This is a genomic window from Paraburkholderia polaris (genome assembly GCF_012927345.1).
Taxonomy (GTDB): Bacteria; Pseudomonadota; Gammaproteobacteria; order Burkholderiales; family Burkholderiaceae; genus Paraburkholderia; species Paraburkholderia polaris.
In genome coordinates this window covers 15,746-30,569 of the sequence record NZ_JABBGJ010000071.1, presented here as the reverse complement: position 1 = coordinate 30,569, position 14,824 = coordinate 15,746, and the positions used below count along the sequence as shown (strand labels likewise).

General features: G+C 59.1%; 12 protein-coding genes and 1 pseudogene. 1 reads left to right on the top strand and 12 read right to left on the bottom strand.

Annotation, left to right across the window (positions count from 1 at the left end):
- On the top strand, positions 1–274 hold a 274-nt coding region (locus tag HHL24_RS40520; RefSeq protein WP_206003242.1), incomplete at its 5' end, for a BON domain-containing protein.
- A gap of 1,072 nt (positions 275–1,346) precedes the next feature.
- On the opposite strand, the gene HHL24_RS40515 is transcribed toward HHL24_RS40520, so the two are convergent.
- The 12 genes and pseudogenes from HHL24_RS40515 to HHL24_RS40460 form a co-directional block, all read right to left on the bottom strand.
- Positions 1,347–2,996: a fatty acid--CoA ligase gene (locus HHL24_RS40515; protein WP_169490892.1), complete on the bottom strand. Its 1,650-nt coding sequence runs from the start codon at positions 2,994–2,996 to the stop codon at positions 1,347–1,349.
- A 212-nt stretch (positions 2,997–3,208) separates the two neighbouring features.
- Entirely contained in the window at positions 3,209–3,871 is a 663-nt protein-coding gene (locus HHL24_RS40510; RefSeq protein ID WP_230417786.1) for a Crp/Fnr family transcriptional regulator, read from the bottom strand.
- A 237-nt stretch (positions 3,872–4,108) separates the two neighbouring features.
- Positions 4,109–4,521, bottom strand: a pseudogene (locus HHL24_RS40505) (acetoacetate decarboxylase); the annotation flags it as partial.
- 139 nt (positions 4,522–4,660) lie between these two features.
- Positions 4,661–5,419 carry a 3-hydroxyacyl-CoA dehydrogenase gene (locus HHL24_RS40500; RefSeq protein WP_169490891.1) on the bottom strand — a complete coding sequence of 253 codons (759 nt, stop codon included), beginning with the start codon at positions 5,417–5,419 and terminating at the stop codon, positions 4,661–4,663.
- 211 nt (positions 5,420–5,630) lie between these two features.
- A complete protein-coding gene (locus HHL24_RS40495; protein ID WP_169490890.1) occupies positions 5,631–7,277 on the bottom strand; it encodes an electron transfer flavoprotein-ubiquinone oxidoreductase in 1,647 nt (548 codons plus the stop codon).
- Between the two features lie 100 nt (positions 7,278–7,377).
- Positions 7,378–8,310, bottom strand: coding sequence for an electron transfer flavoprotein subunit alpha/FixB family protein (locus tag HHL24_RS40490; protein ID WP_169490889.1), 933 nt, complete (start codon positions 8,308–8,310; stop codon positions 7,378–7,380).
- A 2-nt stretch (positions 8,311–8,312) separates the two neighbouring features.
- Positions 8,313–9,062 (bottom strand): electron transfer flavoprotein subunit beta/FixA family protein, encoded by a 750-nt coding sequence (locus tag HHL24_RS40485; protein WP_169490888.1) that lies wholly within the window; start codon positions 9,060–9,062, stop codon positions 8,313–8,315.
- An 85-nt stretch (positions 9,063–9,147) separates the two neighbouring features.
- Entirely contained in the window at positions 9,148–10,500 is a 1,353-nt protein-coding gene (locus tag HHL24_RS40480) for an MFS transporter (protein ID WP_169490887.1), read from the bottom strand.
- Between the two features lie 216 nt (positions 10,501–10,716).
- On the bottom strand, positions 10,717–11,502 hold the full coding sequence (locus HHL24_RS40475) for an enoyl-CoA hydratase-related protein (RefSeq protein WP_169490886.1): 786 nt from the start codon (positions 11,500–11,502) through the stop codon (positions 10,717–10,719).
- Between the two features lie 8 nt (positions 11,503–11,510).
- Positions 11,511–12,320 (bottom strand): crotonase/enoyl-CoA hydratase family protein, encoded by an 810-nt coding sequence (locus HHL24_RS40470; protein ID WP_169490885.1) that lies wholly within the window; start codon positions 12,318–12,320, stop codon positions 11,511–11,513.
- 15 nt (positions 12,321–12,335) lie between these two features.
- On the bottom strand, positions 12,336–13,928 hold the full coding sequence (locus HHL24_RS40465; RefSeq protein WP_169490884.1) for an AMP-binding protein: 1,593 nt from the start codon (positions 13,926–13,928) through the stop codon (positions 12,336–12,338).
- An 11-nt stretch (positions 13,929–13,939) separates the two neighbouring features.
- Entirely contained in the window at positions 13,940–14,749 is an 810-nt protein-coding gene (locus HHL24_RS40460) for an enoyl-CoA hydratase (protein ID WP_169490883.1), read from the bottom strand.
- Positions 14,750–14,824: the final 75 nt, after the last annotated feature.

The following is a 14,824-nucleotide window of genomic DNA, read 5'->3' as shown; positions in this document are numbered from 1 at the left end:
TACTGGTGCGGCCGCCTCGGCATCGAAGGCATCGAAGGCAATGGACAGGGCACTCGCGAAACGCGTCCGGCGGGCACTGGCGAAGACATCGGGAATGGTGCTGACCAATATAAGCGTACGCGCGAGAGACGGCGCCGTTACGCTGGTCGGGAGCGTGCCGTCTGCGGCACTCGTTGGGCAGGCGGCCCAGGTAGCGGGGAGCGTCGACGGCGTCAGCTCGGTGACAAACCGTTTAAGTGTGCGGATCGATCCGAGAAGCTTCAACGGTCGTTGATCTCGGCTTCGGGATAGGCGTGAGCGGTGCAAGCTGGCGACGCGGCTGCTCCGCCTATGCTGTGTTCGCGCTACTTTGAGACGAACTAAAAAGGGAACCGCAATTCACTAGAACAGTGGTAGGAAGCGGTAAGCATGGGAACAATCCACGCGCCTTGGCGTGAGGTCACTTCACGAATCCGCAGGCTCTGGGAGGACGAAGGCCCGAAGGTGAACGAGCTCAGCCTCCAAAGCTAACCTGCGCATCGAAATCGGAAGCCTGGCCCGATCGCAAAGTCAATCCTTTAGCAGGGCCAATGGAAGAGGAAACTCGATGTCACAAACTCTTGAGACCAACAAAAAGGCCGTTCTAGAGATCCCATGATCTCGCGCTCAACAAGAAGGATGCTGACGCGGCTGGGGCCGGGCGGCCGTCGATATTTTCCGGCTGGAGAAAGGCAAAATCGTGGAGCACTGGGGCATCCTCCAGCCGATCCCCGGGACTTCAACCAATAGCAACACGATGCTCTAAATTAGCCTGCACGCGGCGTTGAGCCGTCTCTGACACCTCGGCGGTCGACCGGCGAGGCGACCCTTCCGAGCGCAGCTTAATCGTCGAGCGATTTGATCGCTGGCGGCTTCGAGTTGATCAGCCTAGAAGAAAAACGCCCCGGTTTTGCCTTCGCCAAACTGATCTTTAATTGGTTTTGAGCGTTATGCCTGCGCCGTGCTCACACGGACGGAGCAACGCGGGCTCGCTTTGTTCGACGGGATTTCAATCAAGCGTCGGCCGACAGGGCGGCCACATTCCCATCACAATCTGCAGAACCGGACCCGTCTAGTTTGCACGAGGCGCCGTCGGTCAAGGACTTCCTCAGGGCTCACTTACTGGCGTGCCCTCTTGCTCAAGGACCCTGTCGGTGCAGCTCGCTGGCAGGCGGACGAGCAACAGCTGCAAGCTCTATGCAGGCGCCGTCAAGCATGAAGATTCGACTCTCGTGGCGCGCTACTAGCAGGCAGGTCTCGTGATCTTCGGGAGTATTCAACAATTTTAGGCGCGCATATGTATATCGGTCGTCATTGTTTTGGATCGCTCACGCGAACTGTTCACGGAGCCACTTCTTGTTCGTCTTGCCCACGCTCGTCTTTTCGAGGGCATCGACGAATTTCACGATCTGCGGAACCGAGTACTTCGAGATCAGCCCTTTCTCGGCGAACGCGAGCACATGCTGCCGGATGTCGTGCTCAGTGACGGGAGTCGCTCCATCCGGCTTGCGGACCACGAGCGCCACCGGCCGTTCGCCCCATTTTTCGTCCTTTATTCCGATGACCGCGACCTCGGCGACGCCTGACTGCAGCGAGATTAAATTTTCGATTTCGAGCGACGAGACCCACTCGCCGCCCGATTTGATCACATCCTTGATGCGGTCGGTGATCTGCAGCCAGCCTGCTGTGTCGACGTTGGCGATGTCTTGGGTATGCAGGTAGCCGCCCTCCCAAAGTTGAGCGCCCGCATCCGGATTTCTGAAGTAACCCTGTGTCAGCCAAGGTGCGCGCGCAACGATCTCGCCGAATGCCTTGCCGTCATGCGCCACATCTTTCATTCTGCCATCGACGATGCGCAGGTCGACGAGCGGCAGAGGCAGGCCGGTCTTGCAGCGTAGACGTACCTGCTCATCAATGTCGAGCGATTCACTGCCAGGCTTAAGCTGTGCGAGACTTAGCGCAGGACAAGATTCGGACATGCCGTAGCCGCTAAAAACGTCGATGCCACGGTCAAGCGCGGCGCGCGCCAATCCATGCGTCAGGGCGCCGCCGCCGATGACGACCTTCCACTTGCTTAGGTCTACGGTTGTTGCCTCAGCGCAATTCAGCAGCATGTGCAAAATCGTGCTGACGCAATGCGAGAATGTGACGCCTTCGCTGACCACGAGCTGCAAAAGCCGGTCTGGAACATATCGCCCCGGGTACACCTGCTTAACGCCAAGCGCCGTAGCGATGTACGGCATGCCCCATGCGTGCACATGGAACATCGGCGTGAGCGGCATGTAGACGTCGCCACGGTGAAAACGTTGCCCGGACACTGGACTCGCCAACGCGGCCATCAGAGTGATGGTGTGCAAAACCAATTGACGATGGGAGAAGTAGACGCCCTTGGGCAAACCTGTTGTGCCGGTCGTGTAAAAGGTGGTGGCGCGCGTGTTCTCGTCAAAGTCCGGGAAGTCGTAGCTAGGCGAGTTGGCGGCGAGCATGTCCTCGTATTCGGCAGAGAACGGGATACCGTTAGCGCTAGCTTCACTTCCTGCTTCGTCGATCCAGACGAAGGCGCGCACCGTTTCAAGCTTGTCCTTAATTGCTTCGATCACCGGCAGAAAATCCGTATGAACGAGCAAAATCTCCACCCCGGAATGGTTGATGGTATAGGCGATCTCCGCCTGCGACAGCCGTACATTGACCGTCTGCAGCACAGCGCCCATCATCGGCACCGCGAAATAGCATTCAAGATATCGGTGACTATCCCAGTCCATCACTGCGACCGTAGTGCCGTGCCGTGTGCCGAGTTGGCGCAGACCGTTGGCGAGCCGCGCAATACGTTCGCTCAAGGTCGTATATGTGTACCGTTGCTGGCCCCGGTAGACGATCTCTTGGTCGGGCGCCTGTGAGAGCGGCGTGTGCAGCAAATGCTTTATCAGCAAGGGATAAGCGTAAGCCGAGGGCGTCGAGCCCATAAATTCCTCTTGCATAAGATCTCCTCCGGTCGGAAATGGGTATTCTGCTGACATCCCGATTCATTATCGCCGTCCACGCACGGTCATAGCTCGGCGATGATCATCGTTTCGCATCGTGCGGGGCTGTGTCAGCAGGTTAACGAGTGCAAGCCGATTGAACTGCCAGAAATCTTGCAATGTCGGGTATCCCCTGAATGGCGGAGCGTGCGCAGAAAGGGGGGGCCTTATCAGAGATTTTCGCAGAAAGTCAAAAGAATCTCCTTCGAGAGTATTTCAATGCGGCCATAACGTAGCGCGATAGCACCTTGAGTGGCAAACGCTCTCAATTCCAGTGCAAGCGTTTGGCGAGTGACCCCGACCATCATGGCCAGCGTGTCCTGAGACACGGTTACCTCACGACGGTTCTTTGATGCCATCGTTAGGTCGCCATATGCGAGAAGTACCAGTCGTCGGGCCACTCTGGCTTGCGTCGAATGCAAGGTGGCATCCTCGATCATCCGATATAGTAAGTTCAGATGCATCGACTGAAGTCGTGCAATGGCCATAACCAAGTTGTGATTTTGCATCAGCGCATCGAACGCATCGGGTTTGACTGCGAAAATGCTTGAATCTTCCAGCGCGACCACATCACGCGCGCGGGGGACGTGGGCGGCCATTGATGTCTGACCGAACCAGTTGCCTGGTTCAATGACGGCAAGAATTGCTTCCCTCCCGTCTTCGCGGACCGTGGTTGCCTTCAGTCGGCCTCCGTTCAGCCCATAAAATCCGTCTGGCAAATCTCCCTGCCGGAACAAGAATTTTCCCGACCGCAATTCAAGCACTTCGCAGCCGATCAGCAAAGCTTGTTGCTCAGCCGCAGTCAACGAACCGAACCACGGATTCGTGCGCATTTCTTCCGATGGAGCAGAGTTTAGAGGCATGGGAATGGACGGATGACTGAAATGCGGGAATGCAAGTTTAGTTGCTCTGCTACGATGTGACGGTCAAGGCTAGGATTGGTGTATAAAACTTCGACAAGAGGGCTCGCGCATGAATTTGCCCTATTTGTCTCGTGGAGGCTCCCTCCGCAGCATGCATTCAGATCCAAGTAACTGATAGTCGTCAGGGCCTGAGCCATAAGCTGAAATGAAACCCATCGTGCCGGTAGCAACGCGCTGTGTTCCATAGTCGAGCGTTCCGAGCAGCGTGTCATTTCCGTCGACGCTCAGGTCAGTCTCGCAAGCTTCTTCGGGAAACCCGAGATCTCGCGACCGCCTGCAATAGGACCTTCGTCATTGAGATACATTGAATGCGGGTAGTTGCCGAGGCGCCCCTGTGGGTCTCGCACGGAAATGACCTGGCCGCTTTCGGCGTAGTCGCCGAAGCCCGAGGAGTCAGGCATACGGATAAATTCGTAATGCACCAGATTGTTCTCTGGCTGAAGCGGTCTCGGGACGCTGGCGCGCAACGCATCGGCATCAGTCTCGTAAGAAATGATGAAGTACTCCCGATTGATAAACCGATAGGGCGGTCGGGGATACGCCGGGTTATGAAAGGGCAAATCCGGCGGCTATGGAATTCGGAGAACGATGTTTGGTCTCCGTCGGCGTCGCAGACCGGCCTCATCGATCCGGTACGCGAGCCACCAGACGGTAACGTGGGCACAGCGAACAAGGGAGCGTCGCGGCAGCCGATCAGGACTATCGCGGAGATAGCCGGATGGCGCCGTCCAGACGTATCACTTCCCCGTTAAGCATGTCATTTTCAATGATGTGCCTGACCAGCCGTGCATAGTCATCCGGTGTGCCGAGCCGGGGAGGAAAGGGGACTCCCGCCGCCAGCGAATCCTGCATCTGCTGCGGCATCCCAAAAATCATCGGTGTGCCGAAGATGCCAGGCGCGATCGTCATGTTGCGGATGCCGACACTGGCGAGGTCGCGAGCAATTGGCAAGGTCATGCCGACTACCCCTCCCTTGGAAGCGCTGTACGCCGCCTGTCCTATTTGCCCCTCGTAAGCCGCGACGGAAGCTGTGGAGACGAGTACGCCTCGCTCGCCAGTAACTTCTGGAGCGTTGGCACTCATGGCGGCAGCAGCCAGACGGATCATATTGAAAGTTCCGATCAGGTTGATACTGATCGTTCGCGTGAACATGGCCAGATCATGCGCGCCTGATTTGCCCACCGTCTTCTGGGCGGGGGCAACGCCTGCGCAGTTGATCAGACCCGCCAGTCTGCCCAGTCTCACGCCGGCATCCACGGCAGCCCTCGTGTCCTCTTCGAGACTTACGTCGCAGCGCGAAAAGACTCCGTTAATTTCTGCGGCGATCGCGTGTCCCCGTTCTTCCTGCAGGTCGGCGATGACAACGCGGGCGCCATGAGCCGCCAGCATACGCGCCGTGCCTTCCCCCAGGCCCGAAGCGCCGCCAGTTACAATAAATACGTTTCCTTCGATTTTCATCGATCCTCCAGTATGCGCGGCAGCAGGCCGCGCTGATGTTTTCGGGGAGCTGAACATGCGGCCCTTACGAGGTGCGATGGGCGCGTCTGCGCAACACTGAGGCAGCTGAGCCATTCGGCAGACACGTGCGCCAGCGAAAGCCGCAGCCGCGCATGGGCAGACGTGCGACGCATGTTCTTCCTGCGGGACATCTCGCTGAGCAAACGCTCCACTACATGTTCGGGTAGTTCGGGCCGCCGCCGCCTTCCGGTACGGTCCAGACGATGTTCTGCGTTGGGTCTTTGATGTCGCACGTCTTGCAGTGCACGCAGTTCTGCGCATTGATTTGCAGCCTGGGCTCGCTGTTGTTGCCGTCGCTTACGATCTCATAGACGCCGGCGGGGCAATAACGCTGTTCCGGCGCGTCGTATTCGGCCAGATTCACGCTAACCGGTGTTCGCGCGTCGCGCAGCTTCAGGTGGCAGGGCTGATCTTCTGCATGGTTGGTGTTAGACAGGAACACCGACGACAGCCGATCGAACGTCAGCGATCCGTCCGGCTTGGGATAGCGGATGGGTTTGAACAGGCTCGCATGCTTGAGCCTGGCAAAATCGGGAATACGATGCCGCAGCGTCCATGGCGCCTTGCCGCGGAAGACAATCTGATCAATGCCGGCCATTAGCGCTCCCAGCTTCAGTCCTTTTGACAACCAGGGCTTGAAGTTGCGCGCACGATAAAGTTCGTCGTAGAGCCAGCTGTTCCTGAACGCATCCGGGTACTCGACGAGTTCATCGCGGCGGCGTCCGGCGACAAGCGCCGCAAAGCACGCTTCGGCAGCGAGCGCTCCGGATTTGATGGCGCAGTGGGAGCCTTTTATGCGCGAAGCGTTGAGAAAACCGGCGTCATCGCCGACGAGAACGCCGCCCGGGAACGTGAGTCTGGGCATGGATTGCAGCCCGCCCGCTGTAAGGGCGCGCGCGCCGTATGCCGTTCGCTTGCCGCCCGCGAAAACGCCGCCAATATTCGGGTGGGTCTTGAAGCGCTGGAATTCCTCGAAAGGCGACAGGTACGGGTTCTCGTAACCCAAGCCGACCACAAAGCCTACTGCAACCTGGTTGTTCTCAAGATGGTAGAGAAAGCCTCCACCGTAGGTCGAGTTATCCATTGGCCAGCCCGCGGTATGGATCACCAGGCCTGGCTGATGATGTTCCGGCCGCACCTCCCACAATTCCTTTATTCCGATGCCGTACGTCTGGGTATCGGCTTCTGCAAGCAGCGAATATCTGTCTTCGATCTGCTTGCCGAGGTGACCGCGGCAACCTTCTGCGAAGAAAGTGTAGCTGGCATTCAGCTCAATGCCGGGCTGGTGATTAGGACCGGCCTGGCCGTCCTTGAGGACGCCCATGTCGCCGGTGGCGACGCCGCTAACCGCGCCCTGCGCGTCGAACAGGACTTCCGCACCTGCAAATCCAGGATAGATCTCAACGCCCAATGCCTCTGCCTGCTGGCCCAACCAGCGACACAGATTACCGAGAGAGATGACGTAGTTACCTTCGTTGTGGAAACATCCGGGAACAGCCCAGTTCGGAAGCTGGTATCCACTGCGTTCAGAAAGGAGCAGGAGACGGTCTTCCGACACGGCAGTGTTCAAGGGCGCGCCGTCTTCTTTCCAGTTGGGCAGAAGTTCGGTCAGTGCTCGTGGATCCATCACGGCACCGGACAATATGTGGGCGCCAATCTCGGCACCCTTTTCGATCACGCAGACAGAAAGCTCAACACTCTTCTGCGTCGCGAGTTGTCTGAGGCGGATTGCTGCCGCCAGACCGGCAGGGCCGGCGCCGACGATCACCACGTCGAAATCCATCGAGTCGCGTTGCATTTCACTGTATCCAGAACGGTGTTTCAGACTCTTTCCTGAAGCGGCGCAGACTACTACCTGCCACCGACGCCAAAATAGATTCGCAGCATGACGCGCAAGCTCAGGCGCATGCAGCGGTTAGCTGGGGAATTATTTCGAAAAGATCGCCGACCAGACCGTAGTCCGCAACCTGAAAGATCGGGGCGTCCGGGTCCTTGTTGATCGCGACGATGACCTTTGAGTCCTTCATGCCGGCAAGATGCTGTATCGCCCCCGAAATGCCTACGGCGATATAGAGTTCCGGTGCAACAATCTTGCCGGTCTGGCCCACCTGATAGTCGTTAGGTGCAAAACCAGCATCGACTGCGGCACGCGAGGCGCCAAGGGCCGCTCCGAGCGCGTCGGCCATCGGCTCGAGCAGCTCGTGGTAGCTTTTGCTACTGCCCAGGCCGCGACCGCCGGACACGATCACCTTTGCCGCGCCCAGGTCAGGGCGGGTAGACTCGCTAAGCTGGCGGTTCACAAGCGTGCTCTGCGCCGTGTCGATTGCGGGCTCGATCGACTTGATCGCGGCGCTGCTGCCATTCCCCACTGGGTCGAAGGCGGTGGTGCGCACAGTGATGACCTTGACAGGGTCAATGCTTTTAACAGTGGCGAGCGCATTGCCCGCGTAAATGGGGCGTACAAACACATCCGCGGATACGACCGCAATGATGTCGGATATCTGGGCAACATCAAGCAGAGCCGCGACGCGCGGCGCCAGGTTTTTCCCAAAAGTCGTGGCGGGCGCCAGAATGTGGCTGTAACCTTCGGCAGAGGCCACGACAAGCGCCGCGAGATTCTCGGCTGTCTGGCTTTCGTAGTGGGATGCTTCGACGACCCTTACCTCGGTCACGCCCTGCAACTGGGCGGCAGCCTGCACGGCGCCGCCGCACCGGGCCCCGGCGACCAGAACATGAATGTCTGCGCCAATTTCCCGAGCCGCGGCAACGGTCGTGAGGGTGGCGGTCTTCAGGCTGTCGTGGTCGTGTTCAGCAATGACAAGTACGGTCATGATCAGATTACTCTCGCTTCGGTCTTCAGTCTGTGCATCAACTCGGCCACGTCGGCGACCTTGATGCCCGCACCACGCTGAACGGGCTCCGCCACGTTGATCGTGGCAAGTCGTGGCGCGACTTCAACGCCAAGGTCCGCCGGCTTCACGATATCTAGCGGCTTCCTCTTTGCTTCCATGATGTTGGGAAGCGTCACATAGCGCGGTTCATTCAGGCGCAAGTCCGCAGTGATGACGGCGGGGAGCCTGATTTCGAGCGTCTCGAGGCCACCGTCGATCTCGCGCGTGACCTTTGCACTGGCGGTTGCCACGACCACCTGCGACGCGAACGTCGCTTGCGGCCAGTCGGCAAGCGCCGCCAACATTTGACCGGTCTGGTTCGCGTCGTCGTCAATTGCCTGCTTCCCGCAGATCACGAGTTGAGGCAGCTCCATCTCGCAAAGGGCGTGCAGCAGCTTCGCCACTGCCAGCGGCTGCAACTCGGTTTCTGTCTGAACCAGGATGCCACGGTCGGCGCCCATCGCCATTGCCCGGCGCAGCGTGTCCTGACAGGCAGCCGTACCGCAGGAGACGGCAATGACTTCCGTCGCCACGCCTGTCTCCTTGAGTCGCACGGCCTGCTCAACCGCTATCTCATCGAAAGGATTCGTCGCCATCTTGACGTTAGAGAGGTCAACGCCAGATCCGTCGTCTTTCACGCGTACCTTTACGTTGTAGTCGATCACCCTTTTGACGGGCACGAGTATCTTCATTTGTCACCTTCCTTAAAAAAACATCCTCGCCTGACGCCGTCGAAGGGGGAACTGCAATTCGTCGCCAGCGGGCTGCGCTCTCGTGCTAACGCGTTTTGAGGTCTTCAAGTTTGTGCTGCAGCATTGCAGCATCGCGCTCAGGATTCACTAATACCGCGATAGCGATGCCGCCGACCAGGATCGCAAATCCGAAAATCTGGTAAGCGAATGAGTAGCCCGCCAGCGGATGCGAGGCGCGGTCGACGAGAACGCCCACCAGCGTTGGCGCGATGAGCCCGGACAGATTCTGGACGGCAAGAAAAATGCCGAGCGTGCTGGCGAGCTGCTGAGGTGGAGTGATCTGCGACACGACGGCATTCATCATCGGTAGCGCCACGCTTGCGCAGCCATAACCGATAATCAGGAAGGCCACGACAATCAATGGTTTCCCGACGTAAGGCACGACGCCCAGCGCCAGGCCTCCGATTACAAGGAACGCCGTCGTAATCGATGCACGGGTGGTTCGTGTCGCGCGGTTCTTTGACGCCAGTCGGTCTGCGAAGAAGGTTGAGCCAAACATCGTGACGAGTGATGCAATACTCGGCAGGCCAAACATCAGGCCTGACTCGAGTCGGGAAAAGCCAAGACCTTTTTCAAAGTAGGACGGGAACCAGGTGATCGAGGCCGAAACCAGGCCGTACACCATGAACGTTCCGACCAGTGCACCGAGGAACGAACGTGTGAAGACGATCGAGCGCAGAGGCAACCGCAGCGTTTGCGCCGGCGTGCGCAAACCAGTGTCAATTGCGCCGGGCTTGTGCGCGTCTGGGCGGCGGGCGTAGGGACCTTCCTTGCCTACCGCCAGCCATACCAGACACCAGATCAGGCCCGCAAACCCCATGGTGACGAAGCAGGCGCGCCATCCCCAGGCGGCCAGCACGAGTGCTAGCAAAGGCGCTATCGCAATTTTCGCAAACGAGGAGCCAGCGGTTACAAGCGCGGAAGGAAAGCTCCGTTTGTCTGCGGGAAACCACTGAAACACGGCAGTGTTCGCCATGGCGGTCGCCGGCCCCTCCGCGACACCAAGTACGATGCGCGTAATCAGTAGCACGGCAAAGCTGCCCGTTACCAGCATGGGGAACTGAATGACGCTCCAGAGCGCGGCAAGCACAAGGAGGATCCAGCGGACCTGGACCTTGTCACCAAGAAATCCTAGTGCAGCGCCGCTGATGCTGAACAGAAAGAAAAATGCACTGCCGGCGAACCCGATCTGAGTCGAAGTGAACCCGAGCTCTTCCTTGAGGGATTGGGCGACGATGCCAATAATCGCCTTGTCCGCCCAGTTGATTGTGGCAAAAACGACAATGAGTGAAGTAATTGACCACGCGCGGGCGGTTGAGTGATTGATCGACGAGTCGCTCGCGGATATACGGACTGACGAGCCAGTGGAAAGCTTCATAACGGTTTCTCCTCCAGTTGGAAATACGGCGGGCCGCTTTCGGCGGCGTCTTATTCGTCTATGCGTTGTGGCAACACGCACGTTGCCACCCGGGTCGTACACCGCACTCTGTAGAGCCGATTTACGCCTTCAATGAGTTAGCGCGAGGACGTCCATGCTTCTGTACAGATAGTTGTACTTAGGAACATTTCTATGCGTATCTGACCAACTTAAGTATCAGTGCCCGCGAAATATTGGTTTCTGTTTGGCAAAGAACGATTCGACTGCCGCCCGATGATCGCCAGAGGTGCCCGTCTCCCTCATAAAATGCTCTTCAAGCGCCAGTGTTTCGTCGAGGCTATGGCTCGCCGAGTAGACCAGCGCTTGGCGGATTGCAGCGTAAGCCAATGTCGGTCCTGCCGCGAATTCTGCGGCTAGGGCCGCCGCACGGTTGGCGAGCAGATCGGACTCAACAATCTCGTCGATGAGTCCGAACTCCAGGCAGGCGGTTGCATCAACTGAGCCGGGGCGCATCAGCAGGCTTTTGGCCCGCGCCGTTCCGACGAGTCGGGGAAGTGTCCAGGTGGCTCCAGAGTCGGCGCTGAGTCCTATTGAAGCGAATGCGAAGTTGATTGACGCGGTCGCTGACGAAAGCCTGTAATCACACGCCAGCGCAAATGCGGCGCCAGCGCCGGCCGCAACGCCGTTAAGGGCGGCAATCACAGGCTTGGGCATGGTGGCGATGAGCTTGACGACAGGCGAGTAGTGATCTCGCACCGTCTCCCAGGCCGCTGCACCGCAGGTATCCAGATCGGCGCGGAGCTCGTTTAGGTCCTGTCCGACGCAGAACGCGCGGCCCTCACCGGTCAGCACAACGGCGCGTATGCTCCTATCCGCCGCGACGTCCTTGAGAACGGCAAGCAGCGCCTCTTTGGTGGTTCGGTTCAAGGCATTCATTGCGTCAGGTCGCCGCAGCGTCACCGTCGCCACGCGTCCCTCGATGTCCAGCGTTACGTTTCTCATGCTGAAGGTCACAGTCCGGAGAAATTCGCCGGGCGCCGCTCCACGAACGAGCGACGTCCTTCGGCCGCGTCCTCAGACTCGAGCAATGCCACCAGATCCGGGACCAGATTTGCCGCCGCAGCTACTTCGCCTTCGCGAGCCGCCCGCATGGCGGAGCGCAGTGCTGTCTGAACGCCCAGGGGGGCCTGCGCCGCAATCGACTGCGCAATAACAACCGCACGTTGCAACTGGCTCCCGGTCGGCACGACTTCCTGGACCAGACCGATTCGCATCGCCTCCTGGACGTCAAATGCTTCACCCGTCAGGATCCAGCGCATTGCATTGCCCCAGCCTACCTCGCGCGGGAACCGGATGGTTGCCCCGCCAAAAGGATAGATTCCGCGGCTGACCTCCATCTGCGAGAAGCGCGTGTCCTCTGCCGCGACGCGGACGTCGGTGGCCAGTGCGATCTCGATACCAAGTGTCAGACACCATCCCTGCAGCGCGCATACCACCGGTTTGCTGCGCGGAGCAGTAAAGAAGCCCCGCCAGTCAACGCCGCCTTCAGGGATGCCGCCATTGCCGCCTTGCAACGCATCACTTACCTGCGCAAGGTCAAGGCCGCCAGTGAAATGGCCGCCATGGGCATATAGCACGGCGCAGCGAACGTCTTTGTCACGTTCCATTTCGCCGTAGGCGAGCGTCAGTTGCTCGCGCATGTCGAGGTCAAACGCATTGCGCTTTGGCACCCGGTTCAGACCGATAAGAAGCAGGTTGCCCAGTTTGTGCCGGGTGACGGTGCGTGCATCTGAGGTGAGGTCGAAATCTGCAAGATTCATGATGTCCGGGTCCATTCAGGAGGATGATTTGGGCGGCGTGAGCCGAAGCTTGTCGATTTTTCCCACAGCCGTTTTAGGCAGTTCTTCAAGGATTTCCAGTACGGTAGGGACCTTGAACGGTGCAAGTTCTGCCCTGCAACGCGCAATGACCGCGTCCCTGTCTATCGTTGCACCCGGAACCGCCGCGATCACTGCCTTGACGGTCTGGCCACGGTACTCGTCCGGTATTCCCACAACGCCAACTTCGGCGACCCCTTCGACTTGCGCGATGACACGTTCGATTTCTGCCGGATACACGTTATAGCCGCTCGCGACGATGACCTCCTTGAGCCGGCCGACGATGTACAGGTAACCGTCGGCGTCAATGCGTGCGAGGTCCCCCGTGAGCAGCCAGCCGTCTCTAAGCGTGTGCGCAGTAAGTTCCGGGTCACCCCAGTAGCCCTGCATGATCTGCGGGCCGCGAATCGCCAGTTCTCCCGGCTCTCCGGGCGCAACGTCGACAAGCTCATCGCTTCCAGGCACGAGCGTTCTCACCTCGGTAAAGGGCACGGGGATACCGGAACTGCCGGCCCGCCGCGTCAGGAACGTCGGGTTTGTATGCGTAGTAGGGGACGCCTCGCTGATGCCGAAGCCGTCAAGCACCTTGGCACCCACCCGTGATTCAAACCGGGCGAGTTGAGCCAAGGGCATCGGCGCTCCCGCGGAGTTGAACACCGGCACACGGTCCAACCCAAATTCTTCGAGGTCTGTCTCTCTCAGGAAGGCGGCGTACATCGTTGGCACGCCAAAGAAAGCGAACGGCCTGGCGTCCCTGATTAATTCAAGGACCGTCCTGACCTGGAAGCGCGGAACGATCAACTGGTTCATGCCGGTCGAGACGCCCATCAATGTCACACAGGTCAGCCCGAACACATGGCACATCGGCAGCGCATTCACGATTTTCGCGGCAACCGGCACCTGCATCGCTTTGAACGTCAATCGCAGTCGCTGCTCAATGTTGGACAGGATGTTTTCATGGCTAAGCATGACGGCCTTCGGCATGCCGGTCGTCCCGCCGGTGTACTGCAGAACTGCAACGTGGGAAGGCAGATCTGGCCACTCTAATCCCTTCGCGCACGCATCAACGGCTTCAACGGGCACCACAGCAGCGCCGCCCGAGTCGCCGACCAGGAAAACAGTCATGTCTGGTTTGACGCCGCCGTCGGCCATCTTCTGCATCTGCTCCTGCGTAGTCACCAGAACTGATGGGCCCGAATGCGCAAGAATGCGTTCGATCTCAGGTGCGACGTAGGCCGGATTAACCTGCACGACTGCGGCCCCGGCAATCCAGGTTCCAAACAGCGCCGCGACGTACTCGGGCATGTTGGGCAACAGGATGGCGACGCGAGCTCCCTGACCGGCGCCAGCGCTGCGGAAACCCTCCGCGAACTTGCGCGCTTCCGCAGCCAGGCGTTCAAACGTCCAGCTTTCAGTCGACGTTGTAAGAGCGGTGCGGGTCGGAAATTTCGCGGTCGCATCGGTCAGAAGGTCCGGCAGCCGGCGTCCCGACATCCCGAGCTCGTCGAGAGCTCCGGGCGGGTAATATTTGATCCAAGGCTGAGCGCTCATGGGCTGTGACCTCATACGTTCGTTGATTGCCCGGACGCGTCGCGCCTGATCGTATGGGTCGCACCGCTCGCTTTGAACGCGTTTGCTTCGTCACTAAAGTGACTGAGCTGGTGTGTGTCAAAGTGAGCTTTCAGGGCTGCTTCGCGGCCCATGATGTCAAAGGTTCGGTTGAGAGACTTCTTGAGCACCTTCAGGGCGAAGGTGGGAGCTTCGGCAATGCGGTTGGCCATCTGCAGCACCGTGTCATCCAGATCCGCCACAGGGACCACACGGTTGACCATCCCGGCGGCCAGTGCATCGGCGGCCGTGAGACGTTGTCCGGTGAAAAGCATCTCCTTGGCCTTGCGCGCACCCAGCACCCATGGGTGAATCAGCACCTCCACCGCGGCGACCGCCATCGTATGAACCACCGGGTCGGCAAAGAACGCGTCTTCGGATGCGACCATCAGGTCACACATGTTGGCGAGCATGAAGCCGCCCGCGATGCATGCACCGTCGACCTGAGCGATGGTCGGCTTGCTGCTGTTCAGTACGTTCAGACAATAGTTGAAGTAATACCGTTCCTCGTACTCCCAGCGCTGCTCCACGCCGAATCCGATTCGAAGCTCGCGCCCCTCCTTAAGGTCGTGACCGGCTGAGAAGTGGCCCCCTTTGCCTGCGAGGATGATCACGCGGACATCTGGATCGGCCTCGGCTTCGCCTAAAGCGGAATTGAGTTCTTCCAGCAGGTTGGTGTTTTCGGCATTTCGCATCGCCGGCCGGTTGTGCCACAGCCGGGCAACGTGGCCGATCTTTTCATAGATGATGTCCTGATAGCTCATTTTCTGTCTCTTCCATTGAGGTTGTGGGCGGTCGCCGGGGTGCGCAGCGGCACCAATCCTTTCAGCGATTAGATA

Excerpts from the sequence above, each read along its gene's own strand:
- HHL24_RS40515 (WP_169490892.1), bottom strand. The coding sequence starts at position 2,996 with ATGCAAGAGGAATTTATGGGCTCGACGCCCTCGGCTTACGCTTATCCC.
- HHL24_RS40510 (WP_230417786.1), bottom strand. The coding sequence starts at position 3,871 with ATGCGCACGAATCCGTGGTTCGGTTCGTTGACTGCGGCTGAGCAACAA.
- HHL24_RS40500 (WP_169490891.1), bottom strand. The coding sequence starts at position 5,419 with ATGAAAATCGAAGGAAACGTATTTATTGTAACTGGCGGCGCTTCGGGC.
- HHL24_RS40495 (WP_169490890.1), bottom strand. The coding sequence starts at position 7,277 with ATGCAACGCGACTCGATGGATTTCGACGTGGTGATCGTCGGCGCCGGC.
- HHL24_RS40490 (WP_169490889.1), bottom strand. The coding sequence starts at position 8,310 with ATGACCGTACTTGTCATTGCTGAACACGACCACGACAGCCTGAAGACC.
- HHL24_RS40485 (WP_169490888.1), bottom strand. The coding sequence starts at position 9,062 with ATGAAGATACTCGTGCCCGTCAAAAGGGTGATCGACTACAACGTAAAG.
- HHL24_RS40480 (WP_169490887.1), bottom strand. The coding sequence starts at position 10,500 with ATGAAGCTTTCCACTGGCTCGTCAGTCCGTATATCCGCGAGCGACTCG.
- HHL24_RS40475 (WP_169490886.1), bottom strand. The coding sequence starts at position 11,502 with ATGAGAAACGTAACGCTGGACATCGAGGGACGCGTGGCGACGGTGACG.
- HHL24_RS40470 (WP_169490885.1), bottom strand. The coding sequence starts at position 12,320 with ATGAATCTTGCAGATTTCGACCTCACCTCAGATGCACGCACCGTCACC.
- HHL24_RS40465 (WP_169490884.1), bottom strand. The coding sequence starts at position 13,928 with ATGAGCGCTCAGCCTTGGATCAAATATTACCCGCCCGGAGCTCTCGAC.
- HHL24_RS40460 (WP_169490883.1), bottom strand. The coding sequence starts at position 14,749 with ATGAGCTATCAGGACATCATCTATGAAAAGATCGGCCACGTTGCCCGG.